This is a genomic window from Actinokineospora sp. NBRC 105648 (assembly GCF_030269645.1).
GTDB lineage: Bacteria > Actinomycetota > Actinomycetes > Mycobacteriales > Pseudonocardiaceae > Actinokineospora.
In genome coordinates, this window is record NZ_BSTR01000004.1 from 1 (window position 1) to 13,881 (window position 13,881).

The window sequence follows — 13,881 nt, forward strand, 5'->3', positions numbered from 1 at the left end:
CCCCCGCACCCCCACCCCGCCACACCCAACGCATCCACCAAAGCCACGAGCAAGCCGCCCCGCCCCTACCCGGCCCAACCCCCGCACACCGATCCAGCCCGCGCCCCCGATGCGATCGGCGAAGCCGTGAGCGAACCGTCCCAGCCCCCACCCAATGCGATCGGCGAAGCCGTGAGCGAGCCCCCACCCGACCACGCTGGTTCGGTCACCGATCGCACCGTGGGGGTCTGGGGGCTCGGCCCCCAGAAATGGAAACGGCCGACCAGGTTCGCGCACTCCGCGAACACAGGTCGGCCAAGGCCGTGGAGACGAGGGGAATCGAACCCCTAACCCCTGCCTTGCAAAGGCAGTGCTCTGCCAATTGAGCTACGTCCCCCAATCGACGCGGCGCACTGCCGCGTCGAGTGGATCAGGGTCAGGCCTTCTTCGCGCCGTTGTTGCCCGCGGGCGCGGTGGCCTCGCGCCACAGGGCGGCTTCAGCCTTGGCCGAGCTCTTGCGCTTGACGACCAGGAGGACACCACCAGCAACTGCGGCGAGCGCGAGGAGCTTCTTCACGACCAATGCCTCCTTAAGGCATAAGAACAGTCCACCGGCCGATTCACCCCCGGCCCAGCGTGTTCCCCCAGTCTGCCACACCCCACCCCCACCCCCACCGACAACCCACAACCCCACCGCAACCCCCACGCAACACACCACCCACCACCCCGCCACCCACTCCCACCCCAGCGAGCAAGCCCCTCCCACGCCCCACCCACCAAGCCCACCCGATGCCCCCCGGCAACCCACGAGCCAGCCACTCCGACCCCAACGCGATCGGCAAACCCAAGAGCCAGCCACCCCGGGGCCCCACCCACCACGATCAACGAAGCCCGTGGGCATCCCGCTCCAGCTCCCACCCGACGCAATCAGCGAAGCCGCGAGCGAGCCGCTCCGCCTCCCACCCCGATGCGCTCAGCGAAGCCGAAAGCGACCGTCCCAGCCCCCACCCAACGCGAGCGGGCCCCCTCCACTCCCCGCCCGATGCGATCGGCGAAGCCGTGAGCGAACAGTCCCAGCCCGCGCTCCGATGCGATCGGCGAAGCCGCGAGCGAACCGTCCCAGCCCCCCACCCAATGCGATCGGCGAAGCCGTGAGCGAGCCCCACCCGACCACGCTGGTTCGGTCACCGATCGCACCGTGGGGGTCTGGGGGCTCGGCCCCCAGAAATGACAAAGGACGACCCGGCCTGCGCAATCCGCAGGCATGGGTCGTCCGAGTCCGTGGGCCTAGGAGGACTTGAACCTCCGACCTCTTCGTTATCAGCGAAGCGCTCTAACCGCCTGAGCTATAGGCCCCTGTGGGAACGCGAGAAGACTACCGTAGGCCTCCTCGCGCTCCCAAATCGGTATCCCCTTACTCGCGCTCGGCGAGGGTGACCTCCAGGCCGCCCGCGAGGTCCGCGGAGACGTTGTAGACGAAGGCGCCCACGGTCGCCAGCGCGCTGAACAGGACGATGTTGATCGCGCCGATGATGGCGGCGATGCCGAACACGCGGCCCGCGCTGATCAGCGGGCCGGCGTTGCCGCCCTCGTTGGCGTTGAGGAGTTCGCTGGAGATGCCGTTGACCTTGTCCCAGACGCCCATGCCGTCGAGCACCGCGTAGAGAGCGCCGACGGCGACCAGCCACACGAAGAACAGGGCGACGCCAAGGACCAGCGACAGCTTGAGCACCGACCACGGGTCGAAGCGCTTGATCTGCAGGTTGGCCCGCCGCGGGCCGCGGCCGGGCCTGCGCAGGGCGCTCGGTGGGGCCTGCGCGGCGCCGCGCGCGCCGTCGAGGTTGACCGCCGCGCGCGGTGGCGCGGCGGCCGACGGTGCCTCGGCGGCGCCCGCGAACAGGCGGGGAACCGCCGTGCCGGTGACCACCGGGCGCTCGACCGAGATGGTCGCGTCGTCGCTCGGCGGGAACACGGGCACGTGGCCGTTGCCCGGGGTGGGCAGGGCCTGGGTGACGTCCGGGTCGGACTCCTCGGTCGGGAAGGCGGGCTCGGCCTGCTCGTCCGGGGTGCCCCGCTGCCACGGCGGCGGTGTCGACGCGTTCTCCTCGGCAGCAGCGGGCTCCGGCTGCTCCGGCGCCTGCTCCGGCTGCGCCTTCTTGTTCGTCGTGGCGATGACCGAAGTCCGCTCCGAGGTCTCGGCTGGCTCCGGTGCGGTGGTGTCCGGCTTCTCGGGTGGTGTCACGAGCGGTTTCCCCTACGTCCCTCGGTCTTAGTCTGTCGGCTCGGCATCGGGGGCAGTCGCGTCACCCTCGACCTCGACGTCGACCTCGGTACCGGCATCGGTCTCGATCTCGGCATCGGTCTCGGCGTCGACCACTGCCTCGGTCTCGGCGGGGCCCTCGGCGCTGCGCGCGATGGCCACCAGGGTCGTCCCTTCACCCAGGTTCATCAAACGCACGCCCTTGGTCTGCCGTCCCGCCTTGCGGACCTCCTTGGCGGTGGTCCGGATGACCCCGCCGGAGGAGGTGATCGCGTACAGCTCGTCCTCGAGCTCCACGATGACCGCTCCCACCAGCCTGCCACGCCTGCTGTCGTACTGGATCGTGAGCACGCCCTTGCCGCCGCGGCCCTGCACCGAGTAGTCCTCGATCGGGGTGCGCTTGGCGTACCCGCCGTCGGTGGCGACCAGGACGAACGTGCCCTCCTTGACCACGCCGAGCGCCAGCAGCTCGTCACCGGCGTTGAAGCGCATGCCGAGGACACCGGAGGTGGCCCGGCCCATCGGTCGCAGCGCGTCGTCGCTGGCGTGGAAGCGGATGGACTGGCCGCCCGCGGAGACCAGCAGCAGGTCGTCCTCGGCCGCGCACAGCACGGCACCGACGAGCTCGTCGTCCTCACGCAGGTTGATACCGATCAGACCACCCGCGCGGTTGCTGTCGAAGTCGGCGAGCTTGGACTTCTTGACCAGACCGTCCCGGGTGGCCAGCACCAGGTACGGCGCGACCGAGTAGTCCTTGATCTGGATGACCTGGGCGATCTGCTCGTCCGGCTGGAACGCGAGCAGGTTGGCCACGTGCTGGCCGCGGGCGGCGCGGTTGGCCTCGGGCAGCTCGTAGGCCTTGGCCCGGTAGACCCGGCCCTTGTTGGTGAAGAACAGGATCCAGTCGTGCGTGGAGCACACGAAGAAGTGCGCCACGATGTCGTCCTGCTTGAGCGCCGCGCCCTGCACGCCCTTGCCGCCGCGCTTCTGCGCGCGGTACAGGTCGGTCTTGGTGCGCTTGGCGTAGCCGGTGCGGGTGATCGTGACGACCACGTCCTCGACCGCGATCAGGTCCTCGACCGAGACCTCGCCGTCGAACGGGATGATCCGGGTGCGCCGGTCGTCGCCGTGCTTGTCGACGATCTCCATCAGCTCGTCGCGGATGATCTCGCGCTGGCGCTCGTCGCTGGCCAGGATGGCCTGCAGCTCGGCGATGTAGCGCTCGATCTCGCCGAGCTCGTCGATGATCCGCTGCCGCTCGAGGGCGGCGAGGCGGCGCAGCTGCAGCTCGAGGATCGCGGTGGCCTGGATCTCGTCCACCTCGAGCAGCGACATCAGCCCGGACTTGGCCTCGTCGGCCGACGGCGAGCGCCGGATCAGGGCGATGACCTCGTCGAGCATGTCGAGCGCCTTGCCGTAGCCGCGCAGGATGTGCGCGCGCTCCTCGGCCTTGCGCAGCCGGTAGCGGGTGCGCCGGACGATGACCTCGACCTGGTGGTTGACGTAGTGCCGGATGATCTGGTCGAGCCGCAGGGTGCGCGGCACCTGGTCGACCAGGGCCAGCATGTTGACGCCGAAGTTGTGCTGCAGCTGGGTGTGCTTGTAGAGGTTGTTCAGCACGACCTTGGCCACGGCGTCGCGCTTGAGGCCGATCACGATCCGCATGCCGCTGCGCTGGTTGGACTCGTCGGCGATCTCGGAGATGCCGGTGAGCTTCCCGTCGCGCACCAGCTGGGCCATGTTCTCGATCAGGTTGTCCGGGTTGACCTGGTAGGGCAGCTCGGTGACCACGAGGATGGTGCGCCCCTTGGCGTCCTCCTCGACCTCGACGACCGAGCGCATCCGCACCGAACCGCGACCGGTGCGGTAGGCGTCCTCGATGCCGCTGGACCCCAGGATCAGGCCCCTGGTCGGGAAGTCCGGCCCCTTGATCCGCAGCAGCAGCGCGGCGAGCAGCTCGTCGTCGGTGGCCTGCGGGTTCCGCAGCGCCCAGACGACCCCCTCGGCCACCTCGCGCAGGTTGTGCGGCGGGATGTTGGTGGCCATCCCGACCGCGATGCCGCTGCCGCCGTTGACCAGCAGGTTCGGGATTCGGGCGGGCAGGACGTTGGGCTCTTCGGTCTTGCCGTCGTAGTTCGGCGAGAAGTCGACGGTGTCCTCGCCGATGTCCCGCAGCATCTCCATGGCCAGCGGCATCAGCCGGGCCTCGGTGTAGCGCATCGCGGCGGCCGGGTCGTTGCCCGGGGAACCGAAGTTGCCCTGGCCGTCGACCAGCGGGTACCGCATCGACCACGGCTGGGCCAGGCGCACCAGGGTGTCGTAGATCGAGGTGTCGCCGTGCGGGTGGTAGTTGCCCATCACGTCGCCGACGACGCGCGAGCACTTGACGTAGCTGCGGTCCGGGCGCAGGCCGGTGTCGAACATCGAGTACAGCACCCGGCGGTGCACCGGCTTGAGGCCGTCGCGCACGTCGGGGAGCGCGCGGCTGACGATCACGCTCATCGCGTAGTCGATGTAGGAGCGCTGCATCTCGTGCTGGATGTCGACCAGCTCTACGCGGTTGCCCTCCGGGGGCAGGGTCGTCTCGGTCACGATGCTTCTTCCGTTTGACTGGTTCTACGCAAGACGGGGTGCGCGCGGTCCGGACTAGACGTCCAGGAACCGCACGTCCTTGGCGTTGCGGGTGATGAAGGAGCGGCGGGCCTCGACGTCCTCGCCCATCAGGACGCTGAACAGCTCGTCCGCGGCGGCGGCGTCGTCGAGGGTCACCTTCATCAGCAACCGGTGGGCCGGGTCCATGGTGGTCTCCCACAGCTCCTCGGCGTTCATCTCGCCGAGGCCCTTGTAGCGCTGGATGCCGTCATCCTTGTTGATCTTCTTGCCCGCCGCGAGCCCGGCCTGCATCAGGCCGTCGCGCTCGCGGTCGGAGTAGGCGAACTCCGGTTCCACCCGCTGCCACTTGATCTTGTAGAGCGGCGGGCAGGCGAGGTACACGTGGCCGTGCTCGATCAGCCCGCGCATGAACCGGAACAGCAGGGTCAGCAGCAGGGTGCGGATGTGCTGGCCGTCGACGTCGGCGTCGGCCATCAGCACGATCTTGTGGTAGCGCAGCTTGCCGACCTCGAAGTCCTCCTGGATCCCGGTGCCCAGCGCGGTGATCAGGCTCTGCACCTCGGTGTTCTTCAGCACCCGGTCGATCCGGGCCTTCTCCACGTTGATGATCTTGCCGCGGATCGGCAGGATCGCCTGGAACAGCGAGTCGCGGCCCTCCTTGGCCGAGCCGCCCGCCGAGTCGCCCTCGACGATGTAGAGCTCGCACTCCTCCGGGTTCGTCGAGCGGCAGTCCTTGAGCTTGCCCGGCAGGCCGCCGATGTCCAGCGCGCCCTTGCGGCGCACCAGCTCGCGGGCCTTGCGCGCGGCCATCCGCGCCTGCGCCGAGCCGACCGCCTTCGTGACGATCGTCTTGGCCTCGGTCGGGTTGCGCTCGAACCAGTCGGCGAGCCACTCGTTGGAGGTCTGCTGCACGAAGGTCTTGGCCTCGGTGTTGCCCAGCTTCTGCTTGGTCTGGCCCTCGAACTGCGGCTCCGCCAGCTTGATCGAGACGATCGCGGCCAGGCCCTCGCGCACGTCGTCGCCGCTGAGGTTGGCGTCCTTCTCCTTGAGCAGCTTCTTCTCGCGCGCGTAGACGTTGACCACGCGGGTGAGCGCCGCGCGGAAGCCTTCCTCGTGCGTGCCGCCCTCGGGGGTGTTGATCGTGTTGGCGAAGGTGTAGACCGACTCGCTGTAGCCGGTGTTCCACTGCATCGCGACCTCGACCTCGATGCCCTTGCCCTTGGCCTCGAAGGCGATCACGTTGCGGTGCAGCGACTCGCGCGAGTGGTTGATGTGCTTGACGAAGTCCTCGAGCCCGCCCGGGTAGTGGTAGACGCGCTCCTTGACCCGCGCGACCTGCCCGGCGGCGTCCTCCTCGGTGTCGGCCTCGGAGACGCGCTCGTCGCGCAGCACGATCGTGAGGCCCTTGTTGAGGAAGGCCATCTCCTGCAGGCGGCGGGCGACCGTCTCGGCGTTGTACTCGGTGGTCTCGAAGATGGTGGGGTCGGCCCAGAAGGTGATCGACGTGCCGGTCTCGCGGGTGGGCTCACCCTGCTTGACCGGGGCGACCGGTTTGGAGTCCTGGTAGCGCTGGTTCCAGGTGAACCCGTCCCGCTTGACCTCGACGTCGAGGGTGGTGGACAGCGCGTTGACCACGGAGATGCCGACACCGTGCAGACCGCCGGACACCGCGTAGCTGTCGCTGTCGAACTTGCCGCCCGCGTGCAGGACGGTCATCACGACCTCGAGCGCGGAGCGGTTCTCCTCCTCGTGCAGGTCGACCGGGATGCCGCGGCCGTCGTCGTCGACCCGGACGCCGCCGTTGCCGAGCAGGGTGACCTCGACCCTGGTCGCGTGGCCCGCCATGGCCTCGTCGACCGAGTTGTCCACGACCTCCCAGATCAGGTGGTGCAGGCCGCGTTCGCCGGTGGAGCCGATGTACATCCCCGGGCGCAGCCGGACCGCCTCGAGGCCCTTGAGCACCCCGATGGAATTGGCGCCGTACGAGTTCTCCTGCTTGTCAGCTGCCACGTGCCCGGTGTCTCCTCGTGCGTCGGAACGACTGCTACGGCGGTGCGGGTCCGGCCACTCAACCGGTCCGCGCACACCCCTGCACACATACTACTGGTGCGGTCGCCCAGAACCGGGTCAAGGACACCCCTGGTTCGCTCGCAGAGCCGCGCACGCGGATGGCAACGGGTCAGGACGCCAGCGCGAGGTTCTCGACCCGCGAGGTTCAGCCGTAGGTGTCCCGTGGTCCGCGACCGGGAACGTGCCGCGGGCCGTAGCGCCAACTGGGCGCCGACGGGCCCTGGACCTTCAGCCGCTTGACCACGTTCGGCCCGACCCCGGCGGCGATCTGCACCAGCAGCTGCCGTTGCAGCAGCCGCAACTGGGTGGCCCAGGCGGTGGAGTCGGCCTGCACGGTCAGCTCGCCGTCCTTGATCGCGATCGGCTTGGCGTGCTCGGCCACGTCGGACCCGACCAGGGCGGCCCACTTGCCGAAGACCTGACCACCGGAGAGCTGCTGCTGCCAGCCGCGGTCCACGGCGACCCGGGAGGCGATCCGGCCCAGCGGCTGCGGGTCGCGGTCGTCGGCGCCGGATCCGGACCACCGGCGCCGACGCCGGTTGCCGGTGGCTGTTCCACGTGGAACAACGCGGTTCTTCCGGTTGGTCTGGGCGACCTGGCGGGCGGCCGCCAACGCGGCTCTGGCAAGATCTGAACCCCGCAGCTCGGCCGCCGCCGACCGGTCACCCGGTGTGTCACCCTGCGTCGCCCCTGTGGATGAATCGCCGAGTTTTCCACTCTTGGGTGTGGATCGATCGCCGTCAACCCGGGCTCCGGGTCCCCCAGATGGCCGCACAGTGACGGTGTTATCCACACTATCCACAGGGTTGTCCCCAGATGTGGGTGCGGTCACCGCCCGCTTGGTCACGCGCTGTCGTCGACCGACCGCCGGTCCCACGGGGTCGAGCGCACCCCCGAACAGGTCGTCAGACACGTCGCACCTCCCCGTCGGCCACCGCGTAGCGGGCACCCGCCAACTCGGTGGGCACATCTTCCTCCACCGCGGCCGTGACGAGGACCTGTTCGGCCCCGACGGCCACTTCGGCGAGTCGCTGCCGCCTGCGCCGGTCGAGCTCGGCGAACACGTCGTCGAGCACCAGCACCGGTTCGCTGCCCTCGTCCTTGAGCAGCTCGTAGGACGCCAGCCGCAGCGCCAGCGCGAACGACCACGACTCGCCGTGGCTGGCGTAGCCCTTCGCCGGGGCGTCGCCGAGCACCAGGTCGAGCTCGTCGCGCTGCGGCCCGACCAGGCTCACCCCGCGCTCGAGCTCGAGATCGCGGCGCACCGCCATCCGGGCCAGCAGCGCGTCGGCGACCACCTCGACGTCGGCCCGCTCGCCACCATGCTTCCCGTATCCCTCGGGCAGTGTGTCCTCGATCTTCGACCGGTACGCCACCCGCGCCGGGCGGGACTCGGGTGCCACCCCGGCATAAGCGTCGGCGACCCTCGGCGCGAGATCGGCCACCAGGTCGAGTCGGGCCGCGAGCAGCTGGGCGCCGTGCGCGGCCAAGTGGTTGTCCCAGACGTCGAGCGTGGCGAGCGCGTCCGGGTCGGTTCGGCGCGCGCGACGGTTCGCCGCCGAGCTCTTGAGCAGTGCGTTGCGTTGTCGTAAGACCCGGTCGTAGTCGGCGCGCACTCCCGCGTACCGCGGCGCGCGCAGTACTAAGAGGTCGTCGAGGAACCGGCGGCGCTCGCCCGGATCCCCCCGCACCAACGACAAGTCCTCCGGCGCGAACAACACCGTGCGCAAGATCCCCAAGACATCCCGCGGGCGCGGCACCGGTCCCCGGTTGATCCGTGCCCGGTTCGCCTTGCCCGGCGTGATCTCCAGTTCGACGGTCAGCTCGCGCCCGTCGTTGACCACGGCAGTCCGGATGATCGCGCGCGCGCAACCCTGCCGGACCAACGGCAGGTCGGCGGCGACCCGGTGCGACCCGAGGGTCGCCACGTACCCGATCGCCTCGACCAGGTTGGTCTTGCCCTGCCCATTCGCGCCGACCAGCACCGACGCGCCGGGCTCCAACTCGAGGTCGGCCTGCTCCCAGGAGCGGAAGTCGGCGACCTGCAGGTGCCGGACGTGCACTAGCTCACGTCGCCGGACCCGGAGGTCGGGCCTGCCTTGTGCACCGCGTGCCCGCCGAACTGGTTGCGCAGCGCCGAGACCGCCTTCATCGCGGGCGAGTCGTCCTGCCGCGAGGCGAACCGGGCGAACAGCGCGGCCGAGATCACCGGCAGCGGCACCGAGTGGTTGATCGCCTCCTCGACGGTCCACCGACCCTCGCCGGAGTCCTCGACGTACCCGGTGAGCTGGGCCAGCCCCGGGTCCTCGTCGAGCGCCTTGACCAGCAGGTCCAGCAGCCAGGACCGGACGACCGTGCCGCGGGTCCACGCCTTGAGCACCGCGGGCACGTCGGTGACCTCGTCCGCGGCGACGAGCAGCTCGTAGCCCTCGGCGTAGGCCTGCATCAGGCCGTACTCGATGCCGTTGTGCACCATCTTCGCGAAGTGACCCGCGCCGACCTTGCCCGCGTGCGCGAAACCCTCTTCGCGCGGACCCTCGGGGCGCAGCGCGTCGAAGATCGGCTGCGCGCGCTCGACCAGCTCGGCGTCGCCGCCGACCATCAGGCCGTAGCCGTTCTCCTTGCCCCACACGCCACCGGAGACCCCGCAGTCGAGGTAGCCGATCCCCTTGCCCGCCAACAGTTCCGCGTTGACCTTGTCGTCGGTGTAGCGGGAGTTGCCGCCGTCGATGACCACGTCGCCCTCGGCGAGCAGCTCGCCCAGCTCGGCCACGGTCTGCCGGGTCGGCTCGCCCGAGGGCACCATCACCCACACGACGCGCGGCGCCTGCAGCTTGTCGACCAGGTCCGTCAGCGACGAGCTGTCGCTGATGTCGGGGTTGCGGTCGTAACCGACCACCTCATGGCCCGCGGCGCGCACGCGCTCGCGCATGTTGAAGCCCATCTTGCCCAGGCCGACGAGTCCCAGCTGCACGATCGATTCCTCCGTCACTTGGTCCGGTGCCCCGGCCCGGTCAGCCCGGCAGGCGGACCGGCATCAGCAGGTAGAGGTAGCCCGGGATGACACCATCCTCGCCCACCGGCTTGATCAGCGCGGGTCGGTTCGGCGTGGTGAACGACAATTCCGCGCGGTCCTTGTGCAGCGCGGCGAGACCGTCCTGCAGGTAGCCCGGGTTGAACGCGATCGTGACCGGGTCGCCGGTGAACTCGACCGGCAGCTCCTCCTCGGCGCTGCCCTCGTCGTCACCACCGGCCGACAGGCGCAGCGAGTTGTCGGCGAACTCCAGCCGGACCTGGGTGCCGCGCTCGGCCACCAGGGACACGCGCTTGATCGCCTCGACCAGCGGGGCGACACCGATCACCGCGTTCGACGTCTGCTCCGAGGGGAGCAGCTGGCGGTAGCGCGGGAACTCGGCGTCGAGGAGCCTGCTGGTGGTGCGCCGGCCCGAACCGGACAGGCCGAGCAGCCCGTCACCGGGCGAGAGCGCGAGCTCGACCGTGCGCCCGGAACTGCCCAGGGCCTTGGCCGCCTCGGCGAGCGTGCGCGCGGGGACCAGCACCGCGGCGTCGTCCACGTCGCCGGAGGGCTTCCACTCGAACTCGCGCATGGCCAGCCGGAAGCGGTCGGTGGCGACCAGCGTGAGCTTCTCGCCCGCGATCTCGACCCGCACCCCGGTCAGCATCGGCAGCGTGTCGTCCTTGCCCGCGGCCACGGCGACCTGGCTGACGGCCTGGCCGAAGACCTCGCCCTGCAGCTCGCCCGCGTGCTGGGGCATCGACGGCAGCGCCGGGTAGTCCTCCACCGGCATCGTCGGCAGGCTGAACTTGGCGCTGCCACAGGTGATCGCGACCCGGGAGCCGTCGACCGAGATCTCCACCGGCTGGGCGGGCAGCGACTTGGTGATGTCGGCCAGCAGCCGCCCGGAGACCAGGGTGCGGCCGCCGTCGGCCACCGTCGCCGGGACGCCGACCGTGGCCGAGACCTCGTAGTCGAACCCGGAGACGGTCAGGCTGTCGGCGCCGTCAGCGGACCCGGCGTCCAGCAGGACCCCGCCGAGGACGGGAACCGGTGGCCGGGACGGGAGGCTGCGGGCGACCCAGGCGACGGCGTCGGCGAGGCCGTCGCGCTCGACGCGGATCTTCATGGGAGTCCTTTCCAGGCTCGACCGGCTGCCCCCACCGACCGTGCGGGGCGAGTCCGTCGAGCTGTCCACGCTGTAGGGCCCAACCGTAGAGCGTGATCCGGCTCCCCGTCATCCGGGGCGGCCGGGCCGGGGCGGGGCCTGGAGCGAGGTGTCCCCAACTTCCGCCGCCCCCTGCTTTTTCTTTTTTGTTCTTCTGGAAGAGAGAAAAAACAGCAGTAGTAGTAAGGGTTGGGGATTGTGTGGACAACCGCCAACCACGCAGGTCAGGGGGCTCGCCGGGCTGTGGAGAACCCGGTGGTCCAACCGGTGGACAGATCGGCCGACCGGTGGATGGTTTTTGCCGCACCCGTCCGCGTCCACAGACGGCCCGAGTTGTCCACAGTTCCGTCCCCAGATGTGGGTCGAGTAGCCCCCAGGCTGGCGGTCCGCCGCCCACAGGGTTGTCCACAGGCCAAGTCCCCCGTACCGGTGACGCAGACCACGCGAATTCGCCCGGATCCGAAGGTTTCTGGGGGTGTGGTCAGCCCGTCCCCACCCCCAGAAATATCCGCGCGGCGGCGTTCGGCGGGCAGATCGGGGTGGGTCGCGACCCGGGTCGGGGCCGTAGGTGGGCCGCGACATCGGCGCGATCCGGCGATCCGGGAGTTTTCTGGGAGTGTGCGGGCCGGTCCACTGCGGCAATAAACCTGCGCGCGGACCGCGCGGGGAGGCGGCGGCATACCCGGACGTGGCGGGCTGAACCGCCGTCGAAGATCGTCCAGAAGTGTGGCAGTCGGCGGCGGGCGGCGTCAGGGCGGCCGCCGGTGCGCGGGGACCTCGGATCGCGCCCGACCGGCGAGATTTCTGACAGTGGGGACGGTCGTCCACCTCGGCAATAAGAACCCGCAAGTGCCCGATCCGGCTGAGGGACGGACACCTGCCGGGACGCGCGCCGCCGCGCGCTCGCCGGACCCCGTCGACGCAACCGGCCAACGGACCCTCGGGTCAGCCGCGGTGGCTACCTGACCCGCGCACGGGCTCGGGCGCTAGTGCGGCCCTAGGGCGACCGGGACAGCACAGCGCCACCACGATGCCCGGGGTGGGCGCGCGGCGGCGCGGCACGGAGACCGCTGAACCGCGGCCGGGAGGGTGATCTAAAAGAAGAAGGTGTGGATCAGGCCCGGGCGCGCTGCTTGATCCGGGACGTCAGCTCCTGCACCTGGTCGTAGATGCGCCTGCGCTCGGCCATCTCCTTGCGGATCTTCTTGTCCGCGTGCATGACCGTGGTGTGGTCGCGGCCGCCGAACGTCTGGCCGATCTTGGGCAGGGAGAGGTCGGTGAGCTCGCGGCACAGGTACATGGAGATCTGCCTGGCCTGCGCAAGCGCTTTCGTCTTGCCTGGTCCGCACAGGTCGTCGATGGAGACGCCGAAGTACTCGGCGGTGACGGCCATGATGGTCGGGGCGCTGATCTCGGGCGCCTGCGAGTCCGGGATCAGGTCGCGCAGGACGATCTCGGCGAGGCTGACGTCGACCGGCTGGCGGTTCAGGGACGCGAACGCGGTGACTCGGATGAGGGCGCCCTCGAGCTCGCGGATGTTGCGCTCCACCCGGGCTGCGATGAACTCCAGCACCTCAGCGGGCGCGGCCAGGCGGTCTTGCGCGGCCTTCTTGCGCAGGATGGCGATGCGGGTCTCCAGCTCGGGCGGCTGGATGTCGGTGATCAGGCCCCACTCGAACCGGGTGCGCAGCCGGTCCTCCAGGGTCTCCAGCCGCTTCGGCGGGCGGTCGGAGGACACGACGATCTGCTTGTTCGCGTTGTGCAGCGTGTTGAAGGTGTGGAAGAACTCCTCCTGGGTGCCTTCCTTGCCCTCGAGGAACTGGATGTCGTCCACCAGCAGCACGTCGATGTCGCGGTAGCGGCGCTGGAACGCCACCTTCCGGTCGTCGCGCAGCGAGTTGATGAAGTCGTTGGTGAACTCCTCGGTCGAGACGTACCGCACGCGCATCCCGGGGAACAGGCGCTGCGCGTAGTGGCCGACCGCGTGCAGGAGGTGGGTCTTGCCCAGGCCGGACTCGCCCCAGATGAACAGCGGGTTGTACGCCCGGGCGGGCGCCTCGGCGACCGCGACCGAGGCGGCGTGGGCGAACCGGTTCGATGCGCCGATGACGAAGGTGTCGAACGTGTACTTCTCGTTCAGCCGGGTCTTGGAGGTCTGCGGCTGGGCGGGCGCGGTGAACGGCTGTCCGCTGGTCGTCTGCTGACCGGAGAACCGGGGCCAGATCTCGTGGACGGCGGCGAGCGCGTCGCCCTCCTCGTCCACCTCCTCGGCGTCGTCGTCGGTGTCCGAGGCGTACTTGAGCCCGGCGTCGGCCAGCACCACCTGGTTGGCCGCGGCCTGGACCTCGGCCGCCGGGATGGTCACGGTGTCGCCGTCGACCTCGCCCGAGACCACGACCGGCACGGGCTTGGGGGCGATCGCCGGGGTGGCGTCGACCTTGACCGCCAGCGAGACGACCCGGCCGAGCCTGCGGGAGAGGGCCGCGGTGATCGGCTCGCGCAGCGCGCGCTCGATCGCCTCCTTGGCGAAGTCGCTCGGCGCGGACAGCAGCGCGGTGCCGTCCAGCAGGCCGATCGGCCTGGTCATCCGCATCCAGGCGCGCTGGGACGGAGACAGGGTCCCGGCGGACAGCTCGCGCACGACCTGGTCCCAGACCACACCGAGGTTCATCTGGTGCTCCGACATCTGCGCCGCTCCCCTCCCCTCGTCGGCATTCGGCGGTAAGGCTCGTCCCGGTGCGTGGGCGCCGTCAAACGGGCATCCACAGGGTTGTC

General features: G+C 70.1%; 9 protein-coding genes and 2 tRNA genes. All 11 read right to left on the minus strand.

The window, feature by feature from the left end; all coding sequences use genetic code 11:
- Window positions 1-303 precede the first annotated feature (303 nt).
- The 11 genes from QSK30_RS04905 to dnaA all read right to left on the minus strand — a co-directional run bounded on the left by QSK30_RS04905 (window position 304) and on the right by dnaA (window position 13,792).
- Window positions 304-376, minus strand: a tRNA-Ala gene (locus QSK30_RS04905).
- Between the two features lie 39 nt (window positions 377-415).
- Window positions 416-556: a DLW-39 family protein gene (locus QSK30_RS04910; RefSeq protein WP_285499921.1), complete on the minus strand. Its 141-nt coding sequence runs from the start codon at window positions 554-556 to the stop codon at window positions 416-418.
- A gap of 705 nt (window positions 557-1,261) precedes the next feature.
- A tRNA-Ile gene (locus QSK30_RS04915) sits at window positions 1,262-1,335 on the minus strand.
- Between the two features lie 58 nt (window positions 1,336-1,393).
- Window positions 1,394-2,221, minus strand: a complete 828-nt coding sequence (locus QSK30_RS04920) for a DUF3566 domain-containing protein (RefSeq protein ID WP_285499922.1) — start codon at window positions 2,219-2,221, stop codon at window positions 1,394-1,396.
- A gap of 27 nt (window positions 2,222-2,248) precedes the next feature.
- The gene (gene gyrA, locus QSK30_RS04925) at window positions 2,249-4,831 is read right to left on the minus strand and encodes a DNA gyrase subunit A (protein WP_285499923.1); all 2,583 of its coding nucleotides are present in this window, start codon (window positions 4,829-4,831) and stop codon (window positions 2,249-2,251) included.
- A 54-nt stretch (window positions 4,832-4,885) separates the two neighbouring features.
- Window positions 4,886-6,862, minus strand: coding sequence for a DNA topoisomerase (ATP-hydrolyzing) subunit B (gene gyrB / locus QSK30_RS04930; protein WP_285499924.1), 1,977 nt, complete (start codon window positions 6,860-6,862; stop codon window positions 4,886-4,888).
- A 205-nt stretch (window positions 6,863-7,067) separates the two neighbouring features.
- Complete coding sequence (locus QSK30_RS04935; protein WP_502871791.1) at window positions 7,068-7,535, minus strand: DciA family protein; 468 nt, start codon at window positions 7,533-7,535, stop codon at window positions 7,068-7,070.
- Window positions 7,536-7,827: 292 nt separating this feature from the next.
- Entirely contained in the window at window positions 7,828-8,985 is a 1,158-nt protein-coding gene (recF, locus tag QSK30_RS04940) for a DNA replication/repair protein RecF (protein ID WP_285499925.1), read from the minus strand.
- Window positions 8,985-9,899, minus strand: a complete 915-nt coding sequence (gnd, locus tag QSK30_RS04945; protein WP_285500394.1) for a phosphogluconate dehydrogenase (NAD(+)-dependent, decarboxylating) — start codon at window positions 9,897-9,899, stop codon at window positions 8,985-8,987. The genes recF and gnd overlap by 1 nt, the downstream gene beginning before the upstream one ends.
- 37 nt (window positions 9,900-9,936) lie before the next feature.
- The gene (dnaN, locus tag QSK30_RS04950; RefSeq protein WP_285499926.1) at window positions 9,937-11,067 is read right to left on the minus strand and encodes a DNA polymerase III subunit beta; all 1,131 of its coding nucleotides are present in this window, start codon (window positions 11,065-11,067) and stop codon (window positions 9,937-9,939) included.
- Between the two features lie 1,153 nt (window positions 11,068-12,220).
- Window positions 12,221-13,792, minus strand: a complete 1,572-nt coding sequence (gene dnaA, locus QSK30_RS04955) for a chromosomal replication initiator protein DnaA (RefSeq protein WP_285499928.1) — start codon at window positions 13,790-13,792, stop codon at window positions 12,221-12,223.
- Window positions 13,793-13,881: the final 89 nt, after the last annotated feature.

Bases quoted from the DNA above. Each gene is read 5' to 3' on its own strand.
- dnaN (WP_285499926.1), bottom strand. From the start codon at position 11,067: ATGAAGATCCGCGTCGAGCGCGACGGCCTCGCCGACGCCGTCGCCTGG.
- dnaA (WP_285499928.1), bottom strand. From the start codon at position 13,792: ATGTCGGAGCACCAGATGAACCTCGGTGTGGTCTGGGACCAGGTCGTG.